Raw genomic sequence first — 24,177 nt, 5'->3', positions numbered from 1 at the left:
GCGGGGCCATCCCCGCTTACATAAGCAACAGTTTTCCAGGCGCCGCCGACCGGAGAACGGTCGCGCGGCGCCTTACGCATGAAAGAGACGGGTATGGCTTCTGCTGCAGAGCAAATGGCGGCGAACCTAAGCTGGGGTGCCTTGGGTAAGGCAACTGAGCTGCGGGCACGCATCTTCTACACCATCGGGCTCCTGATCATTTACCGGCTCGGCACCTATATCCCGGTGCCCGGCATTGATGCCGACGCGCTGCGTGAGTTCATGGAACGCGCGTCCTCGGGCATCGGCGGCATGCTGTCGATGTTCACCGGTGGCGCGCTGGGGCGCATGGGCATCTTTGCCCTTGGGATCATGCCGTATATTTCGGCCTCGATCATCGTGCAGCTGATGGCATCCTTGGTGCCGGCGCTCGAACAGATGAAGAAAGAGGGCGAGCAGGGCCGCAAGAAGATCAACCAGATCACCCGCTATTCCACGGTGTTTTTGGCGACGTTCCAAGCTTGGGGCATGGCGGTCAGCTTGCAAAACGGCGGCTTGGCGCATCAGCCGGGGCTGTTCTTCCTTGCTGCGGTTGTGGTGACGCTGGTGGGCGGCACCATGTTCCTGATGTGGCTGGGTGAGCAAATCACCGCGCGCGGCATCGGCAACGGCATCTCGCTGATCATCTTCGTCGGCATCGTGGCGGAAATTCCGGCTGCGCTGGCAGGCTTCTTTGCCCAAGGCCGCGCGGGCGCGATTTCGACCCCGGTGATCATTGGCGTGATGCTGATGGTGATCGCGGTGATCGGCTTTGTGGTGTTCATGGAACGCGCTTTGCGCAAGATCCATATCCAATATCCGCGCCGTCAGGTGGGGATGAAAATCTATGATGGCGGCTCCTCGCACCTGCCGATCAAGGTGAACCCGGCGGGCGTGATCCCGGCGATCTTCGCCTCGTCGCTGCTGCTGCTGCCGACCACGCTGGCGACATTCTCGGGCCAAGATACCGGGCCGGTGATGTCGGTGGTGCTGGCCTATTTCGGCCCCGGTCAGCCGCTTTATTTGGCCTTCTATGCCTCGATGATCGTCTTCTTCGCGTATTTCTATACCGCGAACGTGACCTTCAAATCGGACGAAGTGGCCGAGAACCTGAAGAACCAAGGCGGTTTCATTCCGGGCATCCGCCCCGGCAAGAAGACCGAAGACTATCTTGATTACGTGGTGGCGCGGGTTCTTGTGGTGGGCTCGGCCTATCTGACCGCCGTCTGCCTTCTGCCCTCGATCTTGCAAACGCAGCTTTCGCTGCCCTTCTACTTCGGCGGGACTTCGGTGCTGATCGTGGTGTCGGTGGCGATGGATACGGTCAACCAAGTGCAATCGCACCTGTTGGCACATCAATACGAAGGGCTCATTGAGCGCTCGCAACTGCGCGGCAAGCGCAAGTCCGGGGCAAAGACAAGAAAAGCGCCGACGCGGCGCTGAGGGGAGGGGAAGAATGGCCAATATCATCCTGCTGGGACCGCCCGGCGCCGGTAAGGGTACGCAGGCCCGCAAGCTGGTGGAAGAACGCGGTATGGTGCAGCTGTCCACCGGTGACATGCTGCGCGAGGCGAAGACCTCGGGCACCGAGATGGGCAAGCGCGTCGCCGAAGTGATGGACCGTGGCGAGCTTGTCACCGACGAGATCGTGATTGGCCTGATCGAAGAGAAACTGGCGTCCACCGAGGCCAATGGGTTCATCTTCGATGGCTTCCCTCGCACCTTGCCGCAAGCGGATGCGCTTGGCCGTTTGCTCGCCCGGATGGGGCAAAAGCTTGATGCCGTGATTGAGATGCGGGTGGATGACGCGGCGCTGGTGCGCCGTATCACTGGCCGCTTCACCTGCGGCAAATGCGGTGAGGTTTATCACGATGAAACCAAGCCGACGAAGGTTGAAGGCACCTGTGATGTCTGCGGCAGCCACGATATGAAGCGGCGCGCCGACGACAATGAAGACAGCCTCAAGACCCGGCTGATGGAATACTACAAAAAGACCTCGCCGCTGATCGGCTATTACTATCATGCGGGGGATTTGTTCTCGGTCGATGGTTTGGCCGAAATCGACAAAGTTGCCGCATCTATGGCTGCAATTTTGGATCAGCAAGCTTGATGCCGCTTGGCGCTTGACGTAGGGGGAAATTCCTTCTAGGTCACGGCGTCTCGCAAGAGAATCGCCCGAATCTCCGGGGTCCGGAGGTTTGGGCGTTTGCGCCGTTCAGACTAATCTGAATATGTTGTGAAAAAAGGTTCTGGTGCTACGGAACCGCAACGAAAGGAAAGCACGCTTTGGCTCGTATTGCTGGCGTCAACATTCCGACCGGGAAACGCGTCCCGATCGCTCTTCAATATATCCACGGGATCGGCCCGATGTTCGCGAAACAAATCGTGGACGCCGTTGGCATCGACGATACCCGTCGTGTGAATGACCTCTCCGACGCCGAAGTGCTCGCCATCCGCGAATACATCGATGCGCATTTCACCGTTGAAGGTGACCTGCGTCGCGAAGTGTCGATGAACATCAAGCGTCTGATGGACCTTGGTTGCTACCGTGGCCTGCGTCACCGCAAGAACCTGCCGGTTCGCGGTCAGCGCACCCACACCAACGCTCGTACCCGTAAGGGCCCGGCGAAACCGATCGCCGGTAAGAAGAAGTAAGGGAGGGTAGCACATGGCTCGTGATAAGACTCGCGTTAAACGCAAAGAGCGTAAAAACATCGCCGCTGGCGTGGTGCACGTGAACTCCTCGTTCAACAACACCAAAATCCTGATCTCCGACGTTCAGGGTAACGCCATTTCTTGGTCGTCCTCGGGCACCATGGGCTTCAAGGGTTCGCGTAAATCGACCCCCTATGCCGCCCAGATGGCTGCCGAAGACGCTGCCCGCAAGGCGCAAGAACACGGCCTGAAAACCGTGGACGTGGAAGTGCAAGGCCCGGGTTCGGGCCGTGAGTCGGCGCTGCGCGCGCTGGCCGCTGTTGGCCTCAACATCACCTCGATCCGTGATGTGACGCCGATCGCGCACAACGGCTGCCGTCCGCCCAAGCGTCGCCGCGTCTGAGTGATTGTATTAAGCCGGGCCGCGCAGAGATCCTGCGCGGCCCGGTGTGTATCGTTTTTTCCTCGGGCGTTCCGGATTAGGGACATGGGTCCGGAACAAGAATGGAGGCAGAGCGCATGATCCACAAAAATTGGGCCGAGCTTATCAAGCCGACGCAGCTTGAAATCAAGCCGGGCAACGACCCTCAACGTCAAGCTACGGTTATCGCCGAACCGCTCGAACGCGGCTTCGGTCTGACGCTCGGCAACGCGCTGCGCCGCGTTCTGATGAGCTCGCTTCAGGGGGCGGCCATCACTTCGGTGCAGATCGACAATGTGCTGCATGAGTTTTCCAGCGTTGCTGGTGTGCGCGAAGATGTCACGGACATCATCCTGAACCTCAAAGGTATCGCGCTGAAGATGGATGTCGAAGGCCCGAAACGGCTGTCGATCTCGGCCAAAGGGCCGGGCGTCGTCACCGGCGGCGACATCTCGGAAAGCAACGGTATTGAAGTTCTCAACCGTGATCACGTGATCTGCCACCTTGATGATGGCGCCGACGTGTTCATGGAACTGACCGTCAACACCGGCAAAGGCTACGTGGCCGCCGACAAGAACCGCCCCGAAGATGCGCCGATTGGCCTGATGCCGATCGATGCGATCTATTCGCCGGTGAAGAAAGTCGCCTACGAAGTTCAGCCGACCCGTGAAGGTCAAGTGCTCGACTACGACAAGCTGACGATGAAAATCGAAACCGATGGCTCGCTGACGCCGGAAGACGCCGTGGCTTACGCTGCGCGCATCCTGCAAGACCAGCTGTCGATCTTCGTGAACTTCGAAGAGCCGGAATCGGCTTCGAAGCAAGACGCCGACGACGGGTTGGAATTCAACCCGCTGCTGCTCAAGAAAGTCGACGAGCTCGAGCTTTCGGTGCGTTCGGCGAACTGCCTCAAGAACGACAACATCGTCTACATTGGCGATCTTATCCAGAAAACCGAAGCCGAGATGCTCCGCACCCCGAACTTCGGCCGCAAATCGCTCAACGAGATCAAAGAAGTGCTCTCGTCGATGGGTCTGCATCTGGGCATGGAAGTCGAAGACTGGCCGCCGGAAAACATCGAAGATCTGGCCAAACGCTTCGAAGACCAGTTCTAAGTTTCGGGGGGCGGCAACGCCCCCCACCAATGCCCGGACTGCCGGGGAATTTTGGGCAAACGCCCCAACGACGACCTCCGCAACGCACGGGGGCCAACACAAAGCAAAACGCGACTTAGGAGATAGATCATGCGTCACGCTCGCGGTTACCGCCGTCTGAACCGTACCCACGAACACCGCAAAGCGCTGTTCGCCAACATGTGCGGCTCGCTCATCGAACACGAACAGATCAAGACCACCCTTCCGAAAGCGAAGGAACTGCGTCCGATCATCGAAAAACTGATCACCCTCGCGAAACGCGGTGATCTGCACGCCCGCCGTCAGGCCGCGGCGATGCTGAAACAAGACAAAGACGTTGCCAAACTCTTTGAAGTTCTCGGCCCGCGCTATAAAGAGCGTAACGGTGGCTACACCCGCGTTCTGAAAGCTGGCTTCCGCTATGGCGACATGGCGCCGATGGCTTTCATCGAACTGGTGGACCGTGACGTCGCTGCCAAAGGCGCCGCTGACAAAGCCCGCCTCGAAGCCGAAGAAGCCGCCGAGGATTGATCCTTTAGGCAGGCTTCCCTCGGGAAGTTTGGAAAACCCGCCTTCGGGCGGGTTTTTTCTTTGTGCGATGCTTTCCGGCGTGCTGCGCGAAAATCCTACAGGCAAGGACCCTTAGAGGTCGTGCGTTTCAGGGCCTGCAGGGGTTTGTAAAGTAAATTGATAATTTCAAGTTGATCTTTTAGGACCCGGCCTGTCTAAAAAGATATGCTTATTCACTCCGAGATCAGCAAACACCTGCGTGACCTGTCCCGTCTGGCGCCGGACGGATACTTCATCGGTTTGCACATCCGGTTTGCGGCGCCGATCATGCAGTTCCAAACCTACCCCAAGGAATGGATCGACTATTACACCCAGCAAGGCTATGCGCTGCGCGATCCGACGATTGCTTGGGGCTTCTCGATGGAAGGGGCCTGCCGCTGGAGCGAATTCAATTTGCCCGACCCGTTTCATATTTTGGCCGAGGCAAAAACCTTCGGGTTGAATTACGGGGTCACCGTCTCTTGCGGCAAAATCGCCTCGCGGACGATTGCGTCATTCACGCTGCACGACCGGGAATTTCGCGAAGATGAAATCGCGCAAATCTCTGATCTTGTGCGTCGGTTGCATGACATCACCGAGCCACCGCAGGAACTGACAAAAGCGCAGATCGAGGCTTTGCGCTGCGTGGCTGCGGGGGACCGTCATGCCGCTGCGGCGGCAAAGCTTGGGATCACGCAATCGGCGTTCAAGGCACGGCTTTTGTCGGCGCGCGAACGGCTGATGGCGCGGACCACGGCAGAGGCGATCCAACGCGCGAAAGAGTATCGCTTGCTTTAAGCGCGGCCTCTTTCGTCTATCGGTCACGCCAGATAGGGTGGGGCCATCATGGCCGACCTTTTTGATACTCCCGCTCCGAATGGGGCCGAAGCGCCTCGCCCGCTTGCGGATCGCATCCGCCCGAAGCACCTCTCTGAGGTGATCGGGCAGCGGCATGTTTTGGGGCCTGAGGGGCCGCTTGGGGCGATGCTCGCGGCGGGGTCTTTGGGGTCGGTGGTGTTTTGGGGGCCGCCCGGCGTGGGCAAGACCACCATTGCCCGGCTTTTGGCGCATGAAACCGACCGGGCCTTCGTGCAAATCTCGGCGATCTTTTCGGGCGTGCCGGAACTGCGCAAAGTGTTTGAGGCCGCGAAACTGCGCTTTGCCCAAGGCAAAGGCACGCTTTTGTTTGTCGATGAGATCCATCGGTTCAACAAAGCCCAGCAAGACAGTTTCCTGCCGCATATGGAGGATGGCACGATCCTTTTGGTGGGGGCGACCACCGAAAACCCGAGTTTTGAACTCAACGCCGCGCTTTTGTCGCGCGCGCAGGTGATCATTCTCGAACGGCTGAGCCTTGCCGATCTGGAGCTTTTGGCACAGCGGGCCGAACAGGCGATGCAAAAGCCCTTGCCGCTCAAAGCCCCGGCGCGTGAGGCGCTTTTGGAAATGGCCGATGGCGATGGCCGCGCCGCTTTGAACCTGATTGAGCAGGTGATGGCGTGGAAGCTGGATAAGCCGCTGGATACCGATGGCCTTTCAACGCGGCTGATGCGACGGGCCGCAAAATACGACAAATCCGGCGAAGAGCATTACAACCTGATTTCCGCTTTGCACAAATCGGTGCGCGGCTCGGACCCAGATGCTGCGCTCTACTGGTTTGGCCGGATGCTTGAGGGCGGGGAAGATCCGCGCTTTTTGGCGCGTCGTCTCACCCGGATGGCAGTGGAAGATATTGGCCTTGCCGATCCGCAGGCGCAAACGCACTGCCTTCACGCATGGGAAACCTATGAGCGGCTTGGCTCGCCGGAGGGGGAATTGGCCCTTGCGCAGGCGGTGATCTACCTTGCGCTCGCGCCGAAATCGAACGCGGGCTACGTGGCCTATAAAGCCGCGCGCGATGCGGCGCGCAAAACTGGCTCCGCGCCGCCGCCGCATCACATCATCAATGCGCCCACGAAACTGATGGCGGAACAGGGCTTTGGCGCGGGCTATCAATATGACCATGACGCCGAAGATGGCTTCTCGGGGCAGCATTATTTCCCCGATGGGATGAAGCGTCCGGTGTTTTACAGCCCCGTCGAACGCGGCTTTGAGCGCGAGTTGAAAAAGCGCGTCGATTGGTTTGCCAAGCTGCGCGAAAAGCGCGGCGGTTGACATTGCGCGCTAACGGCGCAAAGGAAACCGCATGATCCAGACCCTCCTCACCGTCGCGGCGGGCGGCGCGCTTGGCGCCTCGTTTCGCTATCTTGTCAACATCACCATGCCGCGTCTTTTGGGCCACGGGTTCCCTTACGCGACGATGGTGGTCAACGTCCTTGGCAGCTTCCTGATGGGGGTGATGGTCGTGGTGCTGGCCTATAAAGGCGGCACCCGAATGGCGCCTTTCCTGATGACGGGGGTCTTGGGCGGCTTCACCACCTTTTCGGCGTTTTCGCTTGATGCGGCAAAACTCTACGAATCGGGCGAAATCCTTACCGCCGCAGGCTATGTGATCGGCACGGTTGTTCTTGGTCTGGCCGCGCTCTTTGCGGGGATGGCCTTTGCGCGAGGGTTCTTTGCATGAGTGGTGTGCAGTTGATCAAGGTCACGGAAGACGAGGGCGAAAGCCGTCTGGACCGCTGGCTAAAGAAAAAGTTTCCGGTGCTGACCCAAGGCGCGGTGGAAAAGATGTGCCGGACCGGGCAATGCCGGGTGGACGGTGGCCGGGTGAAGGCTTCGGATCGGGTTGGTCCGGGCATGGAAGTGCGGGTGCCGCCGCTGCCCGAGGCGGGCGCGCAGGCCCCGGAAAGCCGGTCTGAAGCACGGCGCGAGCGCACCACGATTGCGCCCGCCGATGAAAAGATGATCCAAGAGGCCGTTTTGTGGCGTGATGAGCATATTATCGCGCTGAACAAACCGCCGGGCTTGCCGAGCCAAGGCGGCTCTGGGCAGGGGGATCGCCATGTCGATGGCCTGCTCGATGCGCTGAAGTTTGGCTATAAAGACCGGCCGAAAATGGTGCACCGGCTTGATAAAGACACCTCTGGTGTCTTGCTGATCGCCCGTACCGACCGGATTGCCCGCGCGCTTTCTGAAGCGTTCCGGCTCAAAACCACGCGCAAAATTTATTGGGCGGCGGTCGCCGGCGTACCGAGCCCGAAAAAAGGCACGATCCGCTACGGGCTGATGAAGGCCCCCGGCCATGGGCGCGGCGGCGAGGGCGAGAAGATGGTGTGCATCCATCCCGCCAAGATCGGCCAGCACCCGGATGCCAAACGCGCGACCACCGATTTTTCGGTGATTGAGGCGTTGGGGAGCCGCACTGCTTGGGTCGGGCTGGTGCCGATCACGGGGCGCACGCATCAGCTGCGCGCGCATATGGCCGAGCTTGGCCATCCGATCATTGGCGATGGCAAATACGGTGGTTCGGGCCAAGAAAACCTTGGCGATGGTTGGGGCGCGCAATTGGGCGGCGAGATCAGCCGCAAGCTGCATCTGCATGCCCGCACGATTTCCTTTGATCACCCGATCACCAAGAAACGCATCACCGTGACCGCGCCTTTGCCAAGCCATATGGCGCGCACGTGGAAGACGCTGGGCTGGAGTGAAGCGGAGGCGCCGCTCGACCCGTTTGAGGACGCATAATGAAACTGGCTTTGTTTGATGTGGATGGCACGCTGAGCGATAGCCAAGCCCATATCCTTGCGGCAATGACGCAGTCGTTCAACGGGCAGGGGCTGCCTGTGCCGACGCGCGAAAAGGTGCTGTCGATCGTTGGGCTGTCTTTGCCGATTGCGATTGCGCAATTGGCGCCTGAGCAAGATGACACCACGCAGGCGGCCTTGGTCGAAGGCTATAAGCAAAGCTATTTCACAGGCCGCGCCGCTTCGCCCGCGCCGCTTTACCCCGGCGCGAAAGAGTGTTGCTTGCGGTTGGCGGAACGCGAAGACATGCTTTTGGGCATGGCCACGGGAAAATCTCGCCGCGGGGTGGAGGCGCTGATTGCGCATCACGGGCTAGAGGGGCTGTTCGTCACGCAGCAAGTGGCCGATGATAACCCCTCCAAGCCGCATCCGGGCATGGTGCTGGCGGCTTTGCGCGAGGCGGGGGTAGAGCCTGCCGATGCGGTGATGATTGGCGACACCACCTATGATGTGGAAATGGCGCAAGCGGCGGGTGTGAAGGCGATTGGCGTGAGCTGGGGCTATCACCCGGTCGAAGATCTGGTGGCGGCGGGGGCCGCGCAGATCGTGACCAGCTTTGCCGAACTGGAAACAGCGATTGCGGAGATTTTGCCATGAGCGGTTGGACGGCAAAACGATTCTGGAAAGAGGCGACGGTTGAAGAAGCCGAGGGCGGTTTTACCGTTAAGCTGGATGGCCGTGCCGTGAAAACGCCTGCCAAAGCCGCGCTGGTGGTGCCCACTCGGGCGATGGCGGAAGCGATTGCCGAAGAATGGCAAGCGCAAGGCGAGAAGGTCGACCCGAGCAGCATGCCGGTAACACGTTCGGCCAATGCCGCGCTTGATAAGGTGGCTGCGCAAAAGGACGAAGTGGCGGAATTGATCGCGGCCTATGGCGAAACCGATCTGCTGTGCTACCGCGCCGAAAAGCCCGAAGCCCTGGTGGCGCAGCAATGCGCGGCTTGGGATTGCTGGTTGGATTGGGCGGAACAGCGCTACTCCGCCCGGCTGAGCGTTACCCCCGGTATCGTGCCGATTTTGCAGCCCGCGCGCGCCTTGGTGGCGCTTGGGAAGCGAGTCGAGGCTTGTGATATTTGGGAGCTTGCGGCCTTACACGATCTGGTTGGGCTCACCGGCTCGCTGATCTTGGGGCTGGCGGTGGCCGAAGGCGCTTTGGCGGGCGAAGCCGCTTGGGATCTGTCGCGCGTCGATGAAGAGTGGCAGATCGCCCAATGGGGCGCGGATGAAGAGGCCGCCGAACTCGCAGCGCTGAAAAAGCAGGCACTTCTGCATGCCGAGCGATTCTGGGGCTTGCGGCATTCCGTGTAAAACCCGCCCAGAGGGCGTGTGACAGGTCGTATTTGCGCGCCAGACGAGCATTTGCCCAATCACCGGGCGATTGCCGTTGCGAAAACCGTCGAGACGACTTGACCATCCGGACAGCATTCGCTCAAACTCGCCCATGCCGGGGCCGCGCGCGTGCCCCGAGACATGCCAGACCCGTGAAGGGCGCTCTCACCGCCGCTAAGGCGGCAACTCAGGAAGAGGTAAACATGAAAAAATCCGTATTCTTCGGTTCGCTGGTCCTCGCTGGCCTCGCGGCCGGTGTTGCGGGGGCGTCGACCCTCGACGACGTCAAAGCCCGCGGCGAACTGATCTGCGGCGTGAACCCGGGTCTGACCGGCTTTGCGGCACCGGATGCCAACGGCAACTACCAAGGTTTTGACGTTGCCGTCTGTAAAGCTGTTGCGGCTGCCGTTCTTGGCGACCCGATGAAAGTGAAATATGTCCCGCTGACCGGCGAGACCCGCTTCACCGCTCTGGCCTCGGGCGAAGTCGACATGCTGTCGCGTAACTCGACCTGGACCTTCTCGCGCGATACCGAGCTGGCGCTCGATTTCGTGGCCGTGAACTACTACGATGGCCAAGGCTTCATGGTGAACAAGAACCTCGGCGTGTCTTCCGCCAAGGAACTGGATGGCGCCACGATCTGCATTCAGACCGGCACCACCACCGAGCTCAACTTGGCTGACTACTTCAAAGCCAACAACATGAGCTACACGCCGGTGAACATCGCCGACGATGCCGAAGGCCAGCAAAAATTCCTTGCCGGCGCTTGCGACAGCTACACCACCGACGCTTCGGGCCTTGCCGCCTCGCGCGCCACCATGCCGAACGCCGACGAGATCGTGATCTTGCCGGAAATCATCTCCAAAGAGCCGCTTGGCCCGGCAGTGCGCCACGGCGACAACAACTGGGGTGATGTGGTGCGTTGGAGCTTCTACGCGCTGGTCGCCGCCGAGGAATATGGCGTGACCAAAGCCAACCTCGAAGAAGTTGCCGCCACCACCATGAACCCGGAAATCAAGCGCCTGCTCGGCCTTGAAGGTGACATGGGCGCCAAAATCGGCCTCGACAACGATTTCGCGAAACGCGCGATCCTTGCCGTGGGCAACTACGGCGAAGTGTTCGAAGCCAACATCGGCGCCAGCACCTCGATCGGTCTGGCCCGTGGTCTGAACGCGCAATGGACCCAAGGTGGTCTGATGTACGCGCCGCCGTTCCGCTAAGAACCGCTTTTCGGTGCGGCCGGGTCTATTGCCCGGCCGCATTGTCTTTTTTCAGCTCACGGGACCGCCAGGGCAATCGCCCAAAGAAAGTTGGCACAAGCCACGCAGGCGGACCGGACAGGGGATAACCATGACGCTCGCGAGTGATCCGCCGAAAGAGGGCTTTCGGCTCTCAATGCTCATTTATGACACGCGGTTTCGTTCGATCACCATTCAGGTGGTTGTGCTGCTGCTGTTTTTGGCCGGGCTGTTCTGGCTGCTCAACAATGCCTATGTGAACCTCGAGGCGAAGGGGAAGGACTTCAACTTCTCTTTCCTGTGGTCGCGTGCGGGTTATGATATCGCGCAAACGCTGATCCCCTACACCAATGACGACACGCATATGCGGGCCCTTGTGGTAGGGCTTTTGAACACGCTTTTGGTCTCGGTGCTTGGCTGTGTGTTGGCCACCCTCGTGGGCACCGTCGTGGGCGTGCTGCGACTGTCGCACAACTGGCTGGTTGCCCGGTTGATGACAGTCTATGTCGAGACCTTCCGCAACATCCCGCTTTTGCTGTGGATCTTGCTCATGGGCACGATCTTGGCCGAAACGCGCCCAAGCCCGCGTGATTTCCGCTTCACCGATGCGATGCGCGAGGCAGGGCAAACGCCCGAAGCCTCGATGTGGTTCTTTGATACGATCGCCGTCACGAACCGCGGCACCTCGGTCGCGGCGCCGGTCTTTTCCAATTCGCTTGGCACCGTAGTGCTTCCGGGCAATATCCCCCTTAGCCTCAATGCTCTGGCGCTGATTGTGGTGCTGGCGGCTTCGTTCTTTGGCTGGCGGCTCTTGATGCGCCGCGCCAAGGCGTTGCAAGAGGCCACCGGTGTGCGTCCCACCACATGGTGGCAAACGCCGCTTGTCCTGTTTGGCCCGGCGGCGGTGGTTTCCGTCTTGCTTGGCTTGCATCTAGATTATCCGACGATCACCCGCTTCGATTTTGAAGGCGGGTTCCAGATGCTGCACTCGTTCACCGCACTTCTGATCGCGCTGACCGTCTATACTTCGGCCTTCATCGCCGAGATCGTTCGCGCCGGGATCATGGCGATTTCCAAAGGCCAGACCGAGGCCGCCTATGCGCTTGGTCTGCGCCCCAGTCGGACGATGAACCTCGTGATCTTGCCGCAGGCTTTGCGGGTGATTGTGCCGCCGCTGATTTCGCAATTCCTCAACCTCACCAAGAACTCCTCGCTGGCGATCGCGGTGAGCTACATGGATTTGCGCGGCACTCTGGGTGGTATCACGCTGAACCAAACCGGGCGCGAACTCGAATGCATGCTCTTGATGATGCTGATCTACCTGACGATCAGTCTGGTGATCTCGAGCGTGATGAACATCTACAACAAGTCGATCAAGCTGAAGGAGCGCTGAGATGAGCAATACCTCCTTCGTGCGCAACGAAATGCTGCCCCCCGCGCCGCCACCGGTGTCGCAAACGGGGCTGGTGAAATGGCTGCGCGAGAACCTGTTTGCCGGCCCGTTGAACTCGGCGCTAACGGTGCTGGGGCTGGGCGCAGCGATCTGGCTTATTCAGGCCGCAGCGCCGTGGCTGCTGCATTCAGTCTGGGTGGCAGATTCGCAAAACGAATGCCGCGCCATCGTGCAAGAACGCTGGGGGCCGGATGCCACGGGCGCGTGCTGGGCGATCATTCGCGCGCGCTGGCACCAGTTCCTCTTTGGCTTCTATCCGATGGAGGAATACTGGCGGCTGTTCGTCACCTTTGCCGGGTTGCTCTTGGCGATCCTGCCGGTGCTGGCAACCTCGTTGCCGCGCAAGCTGCTTTGGGGCTCGGTGCTTTATCCGCTGGTGGCCTTTTGGCTGCTGTGGGGCGGCTCTGTCTGGGGCCCGATCCTGACGCTGGCGGGCTTTGGGCTTTGGGCGGCCGTGTTTTCGGCGCTGCAAGTGCGTTTGGGCGTTGTGGTCGCGGCGGGCGTTGGCCTGATCGTGGCGGCCGTCTTCTGGATCTACGGTGTTGATCCGATTGAGACGGGGCTGCAATCGGTGCTTCCCTTTGCCCTGCCTGAGGTGGACAGCGATCAATTCGGGGGCTTCTTGCTCGCGCTGGTGATCGGGGCGACTGCCATCGTGATTTCGCTACCGCTGGGCATTTTGCTCGCACTTGGCCGCCAATCGGACATGCTGATCGTCAAATCGCTTTCGGTGGGCTTTATCGAGTTTATCCGGGGCGTGCCGCTGATCACGCTGCTCTTCACGGCCTCGCTGCTGCTGCAATACTTCCTGCCGTCGGATACCAAATTCGACCTGATCTTGCGGGTGGTGATCTTGGTGACCTTCTTCTCGGCGGCCTATATCGCCGAGGTGATCCGGGGGGGCTTGGCCGCCTTGCCGCGCGGCCAATATGAGGCGGCGGATGCGCTGGGGCTGGATTACTGGCAGGCGCAGCGGTTGATCATCATGCCGCAAGCGCTGAAAATCTCGATCCCGGGGATTGTGTCCACCTTCATCGGTCTCTTCAAAGATACCACGCTTGTGGCCTTTGTGGGCCTGATGGACCCGCTCAAGGGCATCTCCACCGCCGTGCGCGCCGACATCAACTGGAAGGGCATCTATTGGGAGCCCTACATCTTCGTCGCCGTGATCTTCTTCATCTTCAACTTCAGCATGTCGCGTTACTCGATGTATCTCGAGCGCAAGCTGAAGCGTGACCACCGTTAAGGAGCGCCCCATGTCGGAGCCGAATACCCAAGCCGCCCGCGCACAGATGCAGGTCAGCGACGAGGTCGCGATCCAAATTTCCAATATGAACAAGTGGTACGGTCAGTTCCACGTGCTGCGTGACATCAACCTTACGGTGCAGCGCGGCGAGCGGATCGTGATTGCCGGGCCCTCGGGCTCGGGCAAATCGACGATGATCCGCTGCATCAACCGGTTAGAAGAGCACCAAGCGGGCAAAATCATCGTGGACGGGATCGAACTGACCTCGGATCTCAAGAACATCGACAAGGTGCGTTCGGAAGTGGGGATGGTGTTTCAGCACTTCAACCTGTTCCCGCATCTGACGATTCTGGAAAACCTCACGCTGGCGCCCATTTGGGTGCGCAAGGTGCCCAAGCGCGAGGCCGAGGAAACGGCGATGTATTTCCTTGAGAAGGTGAAAATTCCCGAACAGGCCAACAAATATCCCGGCCAGCTTTCGGGGGGGCAGCAGCAGCGGGTGGCGATTGCGCGTTCGCTGTGCATGAAGCCGCGCATCATGCTGTTCGATGAACCGACCTCGGCGCTCGATCCCGAGATGATCAAGGAAGTGCTCGACACGATGATTGAGCTTGCCGAGGAGGGCATGACCATGCTGTGCGTGACCCACGAGATGGGCTTTGCGCAGGCGGTGGCGAACCGGGTGATCTTTATGGCTGACGGGCAGATCGTCGAGCAAAACAACCCGCATGACTTCTTCAACAACCCGCAATCGGAACGCACCAAGCAGTTCCTGAGCCAGATCCTCGGTCACTAAGGCGGTGGGGCGCGGCCCCCACACCTTGAGCTTCCTAGACCAAAAAGAAAGGGCCGCCGTTTCGGGGGCCCTTTTGCATTTCGTTGCGATGGCTTCGCTTATTTGCCGCGGGTGGCGGGGGTGAAGAAGTCGAGCATCGAGCCCTGACCGGGGGCGAGTTCGCTCCAATCCTCGATTTGGAAATCGACAATCAGCGTCGCGCAGGTCGGATATTTGCGAAAATCCGGGTCGTAATTAGGGCGCGAGGGCAGGCTGGCGGCCAGATCACCAATGCCGGGGTTATGCGCGATCATCATCACCGTCGGAGCTTTGGCTTTGCGCAATTCGGCCAGCAGCACATCGGGGCTGGCTTGATAGAGCGCTTCGACGAAATGCACCGGCGGGCGCGTTTCGATCACGGCCGAGGCGACGCCTTCCCAAGTTTCGCGGGTGCGCAGCGCGGTGGAACAAAGAACCTCTTCAGGTTCCAACCCACGCGAGGCGAGGAAATCACCCAATTCACGCGCGGCAATTCGGCCACGGGCGTTCAGCGGGCGGTCCTTGTCTTCGGTGTTTGGGTCATCCCAGCTCGATTTCGCGTGGCGGGTGAGGATCAGACGGCGGTGTCCGGCGGGGGTCATGTGTGAAACTGCCTCATGTGCCATGCGGATTGTGACGCCAGCCTGCCATAGCTTTCACTCAATGGGCAAGCCCGCCGCGCAAGGCATCCACCAGAAAGGCAAATTTCTCCCCCAGAAGTATTAAGGAAGTTGTGGCAGGCGGCGGTGTCATAGACCCCCGCGCCGAAGGCATTCACCGGGCAGGCTGTGGCGCAAGGCGCCGCACAATCGGGGCAAGGGTTGGCTGCCGGAGCGGGCAGGGGGAGCCTTTCGGGCAGCGCCAGCGCCCCGCGAAACGAGGTCCAAAGCCCCATCCGCGCATGCACGAGCATCTGCACCGGAGAGGCAAAAGCCTGCCCCGACCCCAGCGCCCATTGGAAAAACGGTGCATAGGGTGGCCCGTCAGAGGGGAGGATTGCCCGCCCGCCATGCGCCGTCGCCATGGCTTCAATCACCCGGCGTGACCAGCGGTCCAGCGGGTCCGATGCGCCATCGGTAAACTCGGGCTGAGCTGTGACATGAGGCCAGAAGCCGGGTTCATCGGGGGCGAGAAGGAGGATCGTTTCCTCCCCTTCATGCACCGCCCCCGCGACGAAAAGGCGCGCCGCGTCAAGGTCTTGCGTAAGGCGCTCGGGCAGGTTCACCGGCGGTGCGGCTTCACGCGCGGGACCGTGGAGCGGATCATCGAGCCCGCACCATGTTCGGTGAACAGCTCCAGCAGGCAGGCATTCGCCACCCGGCCATCCAGAATCACCACGGCGCGCACGCCCTCTTTCACCGCTTGCAGCGCGGTTTCCACTTTCGGGATCATGCCGCCCGAGATCGTCCCATCGGCAATCAGCCCATGCACCTCATCGGGGGTCATCTGGGTGATCACCTCACCCTCTTTGTTCTTCACGCCCGCAACATCGGTCAAAAGAAGCAGGCGGTCGGCTTGCAGCGCGCCCGCAATGGCACCCGCTGCGGTATCGCCATTGACGTTGAAGGTCTCGTTTTCATTCGGGCCGGTGGCCACTGGGGCAATAACGGGGATCATGCCCGCGCCGTAAAGATCGCGGATCACCTGCACGTTCATCTCGACCGGGCGGCCCACAAAGCCCAACTCCGGGTCATCGGCCTCGCAGACCATCAGATCATCGTCTTTGCCCGAAATGCCGATAGCACGGCCGCCTTGGTCGTTGATCGCTTGCACGATGCGTTTGTTGACCAGCCCCGAAAGCACCATCTCCACCACTTCGACGGTGGCCTTGTCGGTGACGCGCTTGCCGCGCACCCAATCGGATTTGATGCCGAGCTTACCCAAAAGCTCGTTGATCATCGGCCCGCCGCCATGCACCACCACCGGGTTCATGCCGACTTGCTTCATCAAGACGATGTCGCGGGCAAATTCTGCCATGGCGTCATCGTCGCCCATCGCATTGCCGCCAAACTTCACCACCACCACGGCGTCGGTGTAGCGTTGCAGATAGGGCAGCGCTTCAGAGAGCGTTTTCGCGGTAGCGATCCAGTCACGGTCCATCGTCTGTTTTCTCATCACAAACCTCGGGAAAAGTCGCAACTTTGTTAGAACCAATCGCGTCCTATGCCAAGGGCATTGCCATTGCCGTGCCGGGGTTTAAGGGTAGGCGAAACGCAGGAGGGCGGCATGGACGGACGCAAAGTGATGCTTTTGACGGGTGCAAGCCGGGGGATCGGCCATGCCACGGTGAAGCGTTTCGCGCGTGAGGGCTGGCGCATTATCACCTGTTCGCGCCACCCGTTCCCGGAGCAATGCCCTTGGGGCGGCGGGCGTGAAGACCATATTCAGGTCGATTTGGGCGACCCTGCGGCGACGATTGAGGCGATTGCCGAAATCAAGTCCCGCCTTGACGGGCGGCTCCATGCGCTGGTGAACAATGCGGGCATCTCGCCCAAGGGGCCGGGCGGATCGCGGTTGAACACGATCGACACCGATTTGCGCTCGTGGGGGCAGGTGTTCCATGTGAACTTTTTCGCCTCCATCGTGCTGGCGCGCGGGCTGAAGGATGAACTTTCCGCGGCCAAGGGGGCTGTGGTCAATGTGACCTCGATTGCGGGCTCACGGGTGCACCCCTTCGCTGGGGCCGCCTATGCGACTTCTAAAGCGGCGCTCAAGGCGCTCACGCGCGAGATGGCGCATGATTTCGGGCCGATGGGGGTGCGGGTCAATGCGATTGCCCCGGGTGAGATCGAAACCTCGATCCTATCTCCGGGCACCGAAAAGATTGTCGAAGGGCTGCCGCAACGCCGCTTGGGTCAGCCGCGCGAAGTGGCGGATGTGATCTGGTTTTTGTGCTCGGATGCGTCGAGCTACGTCACCGGCACCGAGATCGAGGTGAACGGCGGCCAGCACGTTTAGCCGTAGGGGAGGGGGCGCGTTGCGCGCGCCCCGCGCCTTAGGTCAGCGTGGCAATGATGGCGCGGAGCGTTTCGACCCCTTCACCCTTTTCGGACGAGGTGACGACGATTTCGGGATAGGCGGCAGGGTGCTTTTGCAACGCGCCTTTGACCTGTTCGATCACCTTTTCTCGCTCGGTCTTGGAGATTTTATCGACCTTGGTCAGCACCACTTGGAAGGTGACGGCAGAGCGGTCGAGCAGTTCCAAAATCTCGGCATCGACGGGTTTCACACCATGGCGCGCATCAATCAGCACAAAGGCGCGGCGCAGCGTGGCGCGGCCCGAGAGGTAGTTTTTCAAAAGCGCTTGCCACTTTTTCACTACCGCCACCGGCGCTTCGGCAAAACCATAGCCGGGCAGGTCGACCAGATAGGGGCCGTCTTGCGTGGTGAAGAAGTTGATCTCTTGCGTGCGGCCCGGCGTGTTGGAGGCGCGCGCAAGGTTCTTGCGGTTGGTCAGCGCGTTGATGAGCGAAGATTTCCCCACATTCGAGCGCCCGGCAAAGCAGACCTCAATCCGGTCGGCAGGCGGCAGGCCCGACATGGCGACCACACCTTTGAGAAATTCGACCGGGGCGGCAAACAAAAGCCGCCCGCGTTCGCGGCTGGCATCATCGGGGGCGGGGGCGAGGGTAAACTGCATCTGCATCATAGAACCTCCACTACGTCGCCTCGGGCGATTTCGCCACCCTCAATCACCACGGCATAAAGCCCAAAGTGCCAATCGCCGTTGAGTTTTTCGAGCCATTGCAGTGTCTCCAAATCTTCCGTGCCGCTCACCGGGTTCGCACAGGTCGCCCGGCAGCGGGTGATCGGCATGTCTACTTCTAGCACAGTCTCGCCAATGCGCAGTCGTTTGCCGATCAGGTTCCGTTCCGCCCAAGGGGCCCAGCCCTCGACCCAAAGATTGCCGCGAAAACGATGCCGCGAGAGTTCCACCCCGGCCGCCGCACCCAAAGCGGCGAGCGAGGCCATCGACAGAATAGAGATATAAGGCTGCGCCATGTCGGCCAAGGATTGCCCCTCAAGCCGCTCCACCGCGCGCGGGGCAGGGCGAGTCGCGGGCCAAAGCGGCTTGAGCCATTCGATCAGCTTGGCTTGGTCGGCGGGGCGGTCGGGGTCAATACGCAGGTGCCATAGATCAGGGTGGGTGAGTTCCACCGTGCCATCTTCATGCATCTGCGCTTGCACCGCCATTAACCCCGGTGCGGCCACACCGCGCACGAAGTTCATTTTCTTCGCCCATTCGGTGAGTGGGCTGTCGAACTTCGCGGCCTCATGCGAGATCGCCCAGGTGCGATCAAAAGGCAGAACGCGCCCCTGTGTCAGGGGCGCGCTGCGGATGTCTTCGTAGCCAATCGATTTGATCGGATGGCGAACGATATGGGCCAGATGACCGATCATTTCTTCGGCGCGGTTCCCGCGTCTTTTTTACGGAAGCTCGCGACGATATTGCCAAACAGATCCGGCCTTTTGCCGTGCACGGTCATGATCGAATACTGCTGGATGAAGGTGATCGTGTTGTTCGCGATCCAGTAGAGCACGAGGCCCGAGGCGAAGCTGCCCAGCATGAACATGAAGATCCACGGCATCCAAGCAAAGATCATCGCCTGAGACGGGTCCGTCGGGGCCGGGTTCAGCTTTTGCTGGAACCACATCGAGATGCCGAGAAGGATCGGCAAGATGCCAAGGCTGAAGATGAAGAACATCGAGCCGGGTTCGGGCGTTGCGATCGGCAGAAGACCAAACAGGTTCAGGATCGACGACGGGTCCGGGGCCGAGAGGTCTTTGATCCAGCCGATCCAAGGTGCGTGGTAAAGCTCGATCGTGACGTAGATCACCTTATAGAGCGAGAAGAAGATCGGGATTTGCAGCAGAACCGGCAAGCAGCCCGCGGCGGGGTTGATCTTCTCGCGCTTGTAAAGCGCCATCATCTCGCGCTGCATCGCTTGCTTGTCGTCTTTGACGCGCTCTTTGATGGCTTCCATCATCGGCTGCGCCTCTTTCATCTTCGCCATCGAGATGTAGGAGGTCCGCGCCAGCGGGAAGACGAGCAGTTTGATGATCACGGTGAGCGCGATGATCGCAAAGCCCATGTTGCCGAGCACGGCATGGAGCCAGTGCAGCAGGCGAAACATCGGTTTCGTCAGGAAGTAATACCAGCCCCAGTCAATCGAATCGACGAAGCGGGTGATCTGCGGACGGCCTTGGTCGATTTCATCGCCAAGCAGGCTATCAAGCCAGCCGGGGTTGTTTTGATAATGGGCAATCGCTTCCCATTCTTTCGCTCCAGCAAAGAGCCGCGTGGTGACCGAGGTGGTCGCGCCAGCGGCCACTTCGGTGGCGGGCAGGCGGGTCTCGGTCTGGTAAAGATCGTTCGAGGCGACGTATTTCACCACCGAGGTGAAGCGGCTCGCTTCGGGGATGAGGGTGGTCATCCAGTATTTGTCGGTGAAGCCGGTCCAACCGTTCTCGGTGGCTTGCAGAATCTCGGCCTGACCTTCCCCCGCGACATCATCCAGCTTCGGGATCTTTTTGTATTTGATCTCCTGAAGTTGGCCGTCGGTCATCCGCACAAGGCCCTCGTGCAACACATAGACACGCGGCGTTTCGGGAATGCCGTGACGGGCGATGATGCCCCACGGCGCAAGGCTCACGGCGGCGGCACCATTGTTGGCAACGGTATCGGTCACGGTGAAGAGGAATTCCGGGTCAACCGCGATGGTGCGGGTGAAGATTTGGCCCGCACCGTTGTCCCAGGTCAGGGTGAGCGGCGTTTCCGGGGTCAGTTTGGCCCCTTCGGGCGCGGTCCAAAGCGTTTTCGGCCCCGGCACTTGCGACGGCGTCAGGCCGGCCACGGGCGACCAGCCGTAAAGCACGTAATAGGGGTTCGCGTTTAGCTCGGTGCCGCCCACGGGCGACAGCAGCCGCACCATCGGCGAGTCGTCCGACAACTCGACATGATAGCTTTTCAGCGAAAGATCATCGAAACGCGCGCCCATCAGCGAGATCGAGCCGGTGAGTTCCGGTGTGTCGATGCTGATCCGCGGGGCGGTTTCTACTGCGGCTGCAGGCGCTGCCGCTTCGGGCAATGCCGGGACAGCCGTCGCAGCGGCCACCGGGGGCGTTGCGGTTGCTTCGCTCGTCGCCGTGGTCGCGGTGGTCTCACCTTCCGGCTCCACCGGGGCCGGCGGCGGGAAGAAGACCGTCCACACGACGATGACCAATGCCGACAGCACGGTCGCGAGCATGAGGTTCTTGTTCTGATTGTCCATAGGCGTTGGATTCCCCTGCCGATCCGGGTTCGGTGCGGTTCAACAGAAGGGGCGGCCAAAGGTCAAGCGCTTTCGCGCCCGATTTGGCCCTGTGGTTCCTCGCGCGCGGCCTTGCAAGCGAAGGTGTCGCGCGCGTGCATCATAAAGACAAAGAGGGATCAGGCGCCCCGGCGTTTACCCGGCTTGGGGAGAGAAGACAGCCGCGCGTCATGGCGGTTGATCCAGTTGGCGCTTTCTTCGAGCGGCAGCGGTTGGGAAATCGCTTTACCTTGCACATGGTTGCAGCCCAACTGTGCCAGCATCGCATGTTCGCCAATGGTCGAAACACCATCCGCCACGGTTTGCAGACCAAGCCCCTCGGCAAAGGAAACGATGGCGGCGACAAGGCGTTGCTGTTCCGGGTCGCGGTCCACATTGGTCACGAAAGAGCGATGGATGCGAATCCGCTCTGCCCCGGTGCGACGAAGCGCAGCGACCGAGATCGGCCCAGTGCCAAAGCCCGCGAGTTCGATCTGGCAGCCGATTTTGGCGCAGCGCGAGATATTGCGCAGGATCACCTCGTCATCAAGCTGCCCGGTCACTTCTTGCGCCAGCACGAGCCGCGTGCGCTCCGGATCAATGTCGAACCGCTCAAACTCCCATTTCAGACGGTCGAACATTTTCGGGTCGCTGACATGTGCCATGCCGAGCGGCAAACTGACCGGCCCGGGGCCGGTGGGCAGGCGTTCCCAGTCGCGCAACGCATTGAAACACTGAAACATCATGACTTCTGCAAGACGCATCTGCATGCCTGCGGCCGCAGCGGCGGGAATGATCTCGGCTTCGGTCAGCACGCCGCGATCCCGGTCAAGCCAGCGCGGCAGCGCCTGCATGCCGGAAATTGCCCCGGTATCGGTGCAGATTTGCGGCTGGAAATAGGCGACGATCCGACCCTCTTCCAGCGCGGGGCCGATATCGGCCGCAAGCGCGCTTTGGGTCGAGCTGGATTTGCCGATCTCTGGCGTGAAAGCGCGGATCGCGCCGGGGCCATTGCGTTTGGCTTCATCCGCAGCGGCTTCGGCGGCAGCCAGAATCGCGGTGCCCGTCGGTTCTGGGGCGCGGCTCATCAGGCAAAAGCCAACATGACAGGTGGTGTTGACCGAGCGTGCGGAAATGGAAAACGGCGCATCGCAAGCGGCTTGCAGGCGCGCAGAAAGCTGTATCATGCTTTCAAGGTCAGGGCGCTGGGTCGGCGTTAAGATGACGGCATAGCGCTCCCGTTCGATCAACGCGATTCGGTCCGAATTGCGCAGCACACCCCGCACACGCTCGGCAAAGGCTTGCAGGAATTCATCGAATTCGCTGCGATTCATTTGCCGCATCAGCGCTTGGCTATCATCCAGCCCAATCACAAGGCAGGCGGTGCCGCGCCCAGAGTCGAGCGCTTCTTGCAGGGTCGAATCGAGCATTTCCACCGCATCGGCGCGCTGCGGCACCGGGCGGTCAGAGGTTTCGTCAGGCTCTTCGGGCAGCACTTCGGGGCGGCTCATCCACGCGACGATAAGGGCGGTAATGCCCACGAGCGTCATGCCTTCAAGGTTAAACCACAGCCCCGCCAAAGCCGCGGCAGGCAAAAAGGCGACCATCTCGCGACGCAGCAGAATCGGTCCGGCGTGTTTGAGACGTTGTTTCTTCGCGGATTTCGACGGCTTGGCAGAAACCTGCCTCCCGAATTTTTTCATTTCGGCCCTCGGTGAATGCTGGGAAGGGAGCCCCCCTTCTTTCGCGCCCAAGCTAGGCCGGTTTGGTCAGCGAGTGGTTAAAACGGCTCTTTCAAGTTGGGGATGTTTTCGCTCAAATCCGAAACAGAATCTGCGCCGCGCGCTACCTTTGTCATATCGCGCATCAATCCCGCGAAATCGAACACGCGCGGGTCGCACAAATGCGAGGGGCGCGTGTTCATCAATGCGCGGAACATCACCTGACGCCGTCCGGGGCTGCGCGCTTCCCAGCCATCAAGGATTTGCTTCACCTGCACACGTTGCAGCCCGTCTTGGCTGCCGCACAGATTGCAGGGGATGATCGGGTAATTCATGCCGCGCGCGAATTTCTCGCAATCGGCCTCGGCCACGAAGGCCAGCGGGCGATAGACGAACAAGTCGCCCTCTTCATTCAAGAGCTTCGGCGGCATCGTGGCAAGCCGCCCGCCGTGAAAGAGGTTCATGAAGAAGGTTTCAAGAATATCGTCGCGGTGATGGCCAAGCACGACGGCTGAGCAGCCCTCTTCGCGGGCGATTCGATAAAGATTGCCGCGCCGCAGCCGTGAACACAGGCTGCAATAGGTTTGGCCTTCCGGGATCTTTTCTTTCACCACGGAATAGGTGTCTTGATACTCGATCCGGTGTTCGACCCCCATCTTGGTCAAAAACTCGGGCAGCACGGTTGCCGGAAAGCCCGGTTGGCCTTGGTCAAGGTTGCAGGCCAGAAGCTCCACCGGCAACAGCCCGCGCCATTTCAACTCGGTCAAAACCGCCAGCAGGGTGAAACTGTCTTTGCCACCGGACAGGCACACAAGCCAGCGCGCGCCGGGCTCGATCATGCCATAAGTTTCAAGCGCTTCGCGGGTTTCGCGCAAAAGTCGCTTGCGCAGCTTTTTGAATTCGGTGGTGGAGGGCACACCGGCCAAAAGCGGCGGCAGCGCGGCGTCGTCTTCGTCAAACATCTGAATGGTCCTTGCAGCCGCAGCGCGCATCATGGTTGGGGTCGGACCCCGGCACCGGGTCATAGCCACTGCCGCCCCACGGGTTGCAACTGAGAATGCGCTTGGCCGCGAGCCAGCCGCCTTTCAGCGCGCCATGTCGCTCAAGCGCCTCAAGCGCATAAGAGGAACAGGTGGGTTGGTAACGGCAATTGCTGCCCAAAAGCGGCGAGAGCACAAGCCGGTAAAACCGCACCGGCAGCGCCAGCGCAAAGGCCACCGGGCTCATTTTCCCCTCCGGCGGCCCTTTTGGCCGGGTTGGGGCGGGCGCGGTTTCATCGTGCGACCGGCATGAATATCGGCGATCGCTCTGGCGAAATCGGTTTGCAGGTCGGCGAATGTCCGGCTGGCAGTCACCTCGGGTCGCCCCACAAGCACGTAGTCCCAACCGGGCAGGCCAAGGCTTGGCAGGCCAAGCCGCGCCACTTCGCGCAACCGCCGCTTGGCGCGATTGCGCGCCACCGCATTGCCGAGCTTTTTCGAACAGGTGAAGCCCACGCGCACAAGATCGGCCGCAACAGGCTCGCCGTCGCTCCGTTTGCGGGCTTGCAGCAAGAAGCCGGGCGCCGCGAGCCGTTGGGCCGAGGCGGCACGCAAAAAATCCGCCCGTTGATGCATGACTGCGATTCG

27 protein-coding genes are annotated in these 24,177 nt (G+C 60.7%); 17 read left to right on the top strand and 10 right to left on the bottom strand.

The features are described 5' to 3' along the window. Nucleotides 1–93: 93 nt before the first annotated feature. The 16 genes from secY (at nucleotide 94) to CRO18_RS16140 (ending at nucleotide 14,520) form a co-directional block, all read left to right on the top strand. Nucleotides 94–1,461, top strand: coding sequence for a preprotein translocase subunit SecY (secY, locus tag CRO18_RS16215; RefSeq protein WP_076483962.1), 1,368 nt, complete (start codon nucleotides 94–96; stop codon nucleotides 1,459–1,461). Between the two features lie 13 nt (nucleotides 1,462–1,474). Next, nucleotides 1,475–2,128 (top strand): adenylate kinase, encoded by a 654-nt coding sequence (locus tag CRO18_RS16210; protein WP_076483961.1) that lies wholly within the window; start codon nucleotides 1,475–1,477, stop codon nucleotides 2,126–2,128. 176 nt (nucleotides 2,129–2,304) lie between these two features. Then, entirely contained in the window at nucleotides 2,305–2,673 is a 369-nt protein-coding gene (gene rpsM / locus CRO18_RS16205) for a 30S ribosomal protein S13 (RefSeq protein WP_076483960.1), read from the top strand. A gap of 13 nt (nucleotides 2,674–2,686) precedes the next feature. Continuing rightward, on the top strand, nucleotides 2,687–3,076 hold the full coding sequence (gene rpsK / locus CRO18_RS16200; RefSeq protein ID WP_013066070.1) for a 30S ribosomal protein S11: 390 nt from the start codon (nucleotides 2,687–2,689) through the stop codon (nucleotides 3,074–3,076). 116 nt (nucleotides 3,077–3,192) lie between these two features. Continuing rightward, on the top strand, nucleotides 3,193–4,209 hold the full coding sequence (locus CRO18_RS16195; RefSeq protein ID WP_076484028.1) for a DNA-directed RNA polymerase subunit alpha: 1,017 nt from the start codon (nucleotides 3,193–3,195) through the stop codon (nucleotides 4,207–4,209). Between the two features lie 129 nt (nucleotides 4,210–4,338). Then, nucleotides 4,339–4,758 (top strand): 50S ribosomal protein L17, encoded by a 420-nt coding sequence (gene rplQ / locus CRO18_RS16190; RefSeq protein ID WP_076483959.1) that lies wholly within the window; start codon nucleotides 4,339–4,341, stop codon nucleotides 4,756–4,758. A 204-nt stretch (nucleotides 4,759–4,962) separates the two neighbouring features. Beyond that, nucleotides 4,963–5,574, top strand: a complete 612-nt coding sequence (locus CRO18_RS16185; RefSeq protein ID WP_097082906.1) for an autoinducer binding domain-containing protein — start codon at nucleotides 4,963–4,965, stop codon at nucleotides 5,572–5,574. 48 nt (nucleotides 5,575–5,622) lie between these two features. Further along, a complete protein-coding gene (locus CRO18_RS16180; protein WP_097082905.1) occupies nucleotides 5,623–6,930 on the top strand; it encodes a replication-associated recombination protein A in 1,308 nt (435 codons plus the stop codon). Nucleotides 6,931–6,961: 31 nt separating this feature from the next. Further along, entirely contained in the window at nucleotides 6,962–7,339 is a 378-nt protein-coding gene (gene crcB, locus CRO18_RS16175; RefSeq protein ID WP_076483956.1) for a fluoride efflux transporter CrcB, read from the top strand. Further along, nucleotides 7,336–8,400, top strand: a complete 1,065-nt coding sequence (locus CRO18_RS16170; RefSeq protein WP_097082904.1) for an RluA family pseudouridine synthase — start codon at nucleotides 7,336–7,338, stop codon at nucleotides 8,398–8,400. The genes crcB and CRO18_RS16170 overlap by 4 nt, the downstream gene beginning before the upstream one ends. Further along, complete coding sequence (locus tag CRO18_RS16165; protein ID WP_076483954.1) at nucleotides 8,400–9,056, top strand: HAD-IA family hydrolase; 657 nt, start codon at nucleotides 8,400–8,402, stop codon at nucleotides 9,054–9,056. The genes CRO18_RS16170 and CRO18_RS16165 overlap by 1 nt, the downstream gene beginning before the upstream one ends. Continuing rightward, a complete protein-coding gene (locus CRO18_RS16160) occupies nucleotides 9,053–9,766 on the top strand; it encodes an ATP12 family chaperone protein (RefSeq protein ID WP_076483953.1) in 714 nt (237 codons plus the stop codon). Before CRO18_RS16165 ends, CRO18_RS16160 begins: the two co-directional genes overlap by 4 nt. A 224-nt stretch (nucleotides 9,767–9,990) precedes the next feature. After that, entirely contained in the window at nucleotides 9,991–11,007 is a 1,017-nt protein-coding gene (locus CRO18_RS16155; protein ID WP_076483952.1) for an amino acid ABC transporter substrate-binding protein, read from the top strand. Nucleotides 11,008–11,137: 130 nt separating this feature from the next. Beyond that, nucleotides 11,138–12,418: an amino acid ABC transporter permease gene (locus tag CRO18_RS16150; RefSeq protein WP_097082903.1), complete on the top strand. Its 1,281-nt coding sequence runs from the start codon at nucleotides 11,138–11,140 to the stop codon at nucleotides 12,416–12,418. A 1-nt stretch (nucleotide 12,419) separates the two neighbouring features. After that, nucleotides 12,420–13,724, top strand: a complete 1,305-nt coding sequence (locus tag CRO18_RS16145) for an amino acid ABC transporter permease (RefSeq protein ID WP_097082902.1) — start codon at nucleotides 12,420–12,422, stop codon at nucleotides 13,722–13,724. A 10-nt stretch (nucleotides 13,725–13,734) separates the two neighbouring features. Continuing rightward, on the top strand, nucleotides 13,735–14,520 hold the full coding sequence (locus CRO18_RS16140) for an amino acid ABC transporter ATP-binding protein (protein ID WP_076483949.1): 786 nt from the start codon (nucleotides 13,735–13,737) through the stop codon (nucleotides 14,518–14,520). 98 nt (nucleotides 14,521–14,618) lie between these two features. On the opposite strand, the gene CRO18_RS16135 is transcribed toward CRO18_RS16140, so the two are convergent. From CRO18_RS16135 to argB, 3 genes are read right to left on the bottom strand one after another with little or no spacing between them, the layout of a single operon-like run. Then, nucleotides 14,619–15,140 carry a histidine phosphatase family protein gene (locus CRO18_RS16135; protein WP_076483948.1) on the bottom strand — a complete coding sequence of 174 codons (522 nt, stop codon included), beginning with the start codon at nucleotides 15,138–15,140 and terminating at the stop codon, nucleotides 14,619–14,621. Beyond that, complete coding sequence (locus CRO18_RS16130) at nucleotides 15,137–15,763, bottom strand: ferredoxin (protein WP_097082901.1); 627 nt, start codon at nucleotides 15,761–15,763, stop codon at nucleotides 15,137–15,139. Before CRO18_RS16130 ends, CRO18_RS16135 begins: the two co-directional genes overlap by 4 nt. After that, on the bottom strand, nucleotides 15,760–16,638 hold the full coding sequence (gene argB, locus CRO18_RS16125) for an acetylglutamate kinase (protein ID WP_076483947.1): 879 nt from the start codon (nucleotides 16,636–16,638) through the stop codon (nucleotides 15,760–15,762). The genes CRO18_RS16130 and argB overlap by 4 nt, the downstream gene beginning before the upstream one ends. A 126-nt stretch (nucleotides 16,639–16,764) precedes the next feature. Between argB and CRO18_RS16120 the strand changes: the two genes are divergently transcribed. Continuing rightward, nucleotides 16,765–17,496: an SDR family NAD(P)-dependent oxidoreductase gene (locus CRO18_RS16120; protein WP_076483946.1), complete on the top strand. Its 732-nt coding sequence runs from the start codon at nucleotides 16,765–16,767 to the stop codon at nucleotides 17,494–17,496. Between the two features lie 37 nt (nucleotides 17,497–17,533). Here the strand turns inward: CRO18_RS16120 and yihA are convergent, their stop codons facing one another. From yihA to rnpA, 7 genes are all read right to left on the bottom strand, one after another. Further along, nucleotides 17,534–18,184, bottom strand: coding sequence for a ribosome biogenesis GTP-binding protein YihA/YsxC (yihA, locus tag CRO18_RS16115; RefSeq protein WP_076484026.1), 651 nt, complete (start codon nucleotides 18,182–18,184; stop codon nucleotides 17,534–17,536). Continuing rightward, nucleotides 18,184–18,939, bottom strand: coding sequence for an MOSC domain-containing protein (locus CRO18_RS16110; protein ID WP_076483945.1), 756 nt, complete (start codon nucleotides 18,937–18,939; stop codon nucleotides 18,184–18,186). The genes yihA and CRO18_RS16110 overlap by 1 nt, the downstream gene beginning before the upstream one ends. Further along, nucleotides 18,936–20,810 carry a membrane protein insertase YidC gene (gene yidC, locus CRO18_RS16105; protein ID WP_076483944.1) on the bottom strand — a complete coding sequence of 625 codons (1,875 nt, stop codon included), beginning with the start codon at nucleotides 20,808–20,810 and terminating at the stop codon, nucleotides 18,936–18,938. Before yidC ends, CRO18_RS16110 begins: the two co-directional genes overlap by 4 nt. 158 nt (nucleotides 20,811–20,968) lie before the next feature. Next, nucleotides 20,969–22,531 carry a GGDEF domain-containing phosphodiesterase gene (locus tag CRO18_RS16100; RefSeq protein WP_097082900.1) on the bottom strand — a complete coding sequence of 521 codons (1,563 nt, stop codon included), beginning with the start codon at nucleotides 22,529–22,531 and terminating at the stop codon, nucleotides 20,969–20,971. Between the two features lie 77 nt (nucleotides 22,532–22,608). After that, entirely contained in the window at nucleotides 22,609–23,511 is a 903-nt protein-coding gene (gene ttcA, locus CRO18_RS16095; RefSeq protein WP_097082899.1) for a tRNA 2-thiocytidine(32) synthetase TtcA, read from the bottom strand. Then, entirely contained in the window at nucleotides 23,504–23,776 is a 273-nt protein-coding gene (yidD, locus tag CRO18_RS16090; RefSeq protein WP_097082898.1) for a membrane protein insertion efficiency factor YidD, read from the bottom strand. Before yidD ends, ttcA begins: the two co-directional genes overlap by 8 nt. Beyond that, nucleotides 23,773–24,165: a ribonuclease P protein component gene (gene rnpA / locus CRO18_RS16085; protein ID WP_394341458.1), complete on the bottom strand. Its 393-nt coding sequence runs from the start codon at nucleotides 24,163–24,165 to the stop codon at nucleotides 23,773–23,775. Before rnpA ends, yidD begins: the two co-directional genes overlap by 4 nt. Nucleotides 24,166–24,177 lie beyond the last annotated feature (12 nt).

Source organism: Rhodobacter sp. JA431 (assembly GCF_900217725.1).
In the GTDB taxonomy this organism is placed as follows: domain Bacteria; phylum Pseudomonadota; class Alphaproteobacteria; order Rhodobacterales; family Rhodobacteraceae; genus Rhodobacter; species Rhodobacter aestuarii.
This window is presented reverse-complemented; position numbering and strand designations above follow the sequence as displayed.

Bases quoted from the DNA above. Each gene is read 5' to 3' on its own strand.
- secY (WP_076483962.1), top strand. From the start codon at position 94: ATGGCTTCTGCTGCAGAGCAAATGGCGGCGAACCTAAGCTGGGGTGCC.
- CRO18_RS16210 (WP_076483961.1), top strand. From the start codon at position 1,475: ATGGCCAATATCATCCTGCTGGGACCGCCCGGCGCCGGTAAGGGTACG.
- rpsK (WP_013066070.1), top strand. From the start codon at position 2,687: ATGGCTCGTGATAAGACTCGCGTTAAACGCAAAGAGCGTAAAAACATC.
- CRO18_RS16195 (WP_076484028.1), top strand. From the start codon at position 3,193: ATGATCCACAAAAATTGGGCCGAGCTTATCAAGCCGACGCAGCTTGAA.
- rplQ (WP_076483959.1), top strand. From the start codon at position 4,339: ATGCGTCACGCTCGCGGTTACCGCCGTCTGAACCGTACCCACGAACAC.
- CRO18_RS16185 (WP_097082906.1), top strand. From the start codon at position 4,963: ATGCTTATTCACTCCGAGATCAGCAAACACCTGCGTGACCTGTCCCGT.
- CRO18_RS16180 (WP_097082905.1), top strand. From the start codon at position 5,623: ATGGCCGACCTTTTTGATACTCCCGCTCCGAATGGGGCCGAAGCGCCT.
- crcB (WP_076483956.1), top strand. From the start codon at position 6,962: ATGATCCAGACCCTCCTCACCGTCGCGGCGGGCGGCGCGCTTGGCGCC.
- CRO18_RS16170 (WP_097082904.1), top strand. From the start codon at position 7,336: ATGAGTGGTGTGCAGTTGATCAAGGTCACGGAAGACGAGGGCGAAAGC.
- CRO18_RS16165 (WP_076483954.1), top strand. From the start codon at position 8,400: ATGAAACTGGCTTTGTTTGATGTGGATGGCACGCTGAGCGATAGCCAA.
- CRO18_RS16160 (WP_076483953.1), top strand. From the start codon at position 9,053: ATGAGCGGTTGGACGGCAAAACGATTCTGGAAAGAGGCGACGGTTGAA.
- CRO18_RS16155 (WP_076483952.1), top strand. From the start codon at position 9,991: ATGAAAAAATCCGTATTCTTCGGTTCGCTGGTCCTCGCTGGCCTCGCG.
- CRO18_RS16150 (WP_097082903.1), top strand. From the start codon at position 11,138: ATGACGCTCGCGAGTGATCCGCCGAAAGAGGGCTTTCGGCTCTCAATG.
- CRO18_RS16145 (WP_097082902.1), top strand. From the start codon at position 12,420: ATGAGCAATACCTCCTTCGTGCGCAACGAAATGCTGCCCCCCGCGCCG.
- CRO18_RS16140 (WP_076483949.1), top strand. From the start codon at position 13,735: ATGTCGGAGCCGAATACCCAAGCCGCCCGCGCACAGATGCAGGTCAGC.
- CRO18_RS16135 (WP_076483948.1), bottom strand. From the start codon at position 15,140: ATGACCCCCGCCGGACACCGCCGTCTGATCCTCACCCGCCACGCGAAA.
- argB (WP_076483947.1), bottom strand. From the start codon at position 16,638: ATGGACCGTGACTGGATCGCTACCGCGAAAACGCTCTCTGAAGCGCTG.
- CRO18_RS16120 (WP_076483946.1), top strand. From the start codon at position 16,765: ATGGACGGACGCAAAGTGATGCTTTTGACGGGTGCAAGCCGGGGGATC.
- yihA (WP_076484026.1), bottom strand. From the start codon at position 18,184: ATGCAGATGCAGTTTACCCTCGCCCCCGCCCCCGATGATGCCAGCCGC.
- CRO18_RS16110 (WP_076483945.1), bottom strand. From the start codon at position 18,939: ATGATCGGTCATCTGGCCCATATCGTTCGCCATCCGATCAAATCGATT.
- yidC (WP_076483944.1), bottom strand. From the start codon at position 20,810: ATGGACAATCAGAACAAGAACCTCATGCTCGCGACCGTGCTGTCGGCA.
- CRO18_RS16100 (WP_097082900.1), bottom strand. From the start codon at position 22,531: ATGAAAAAATTCGGGAGGCAGGTTTCTGCCAAGCCGTCGAAATCCGCG.
- ttcA (WP_097082899.1), bottom strand. From the start codon at position 23,511: ATGTTTGACGAAGACGACGCCGCGCTGCCGCCGCTTTTGGCCGGTGTG.
- yidD (WP_097082898.1), bottom strand. From the start codon at position 23,776: ATGAGCCCGGTGGCCTTTGCGCTGGCGCTGCCGGTGCGGTTTTACCGG.
- rnpA (WP_394341458.1), bottom strand. From the start codon at position 24,165: ATGCATCAACGGGCGGATTTTTTGCGTGCCGCCTCGGCCCAACGGCTC.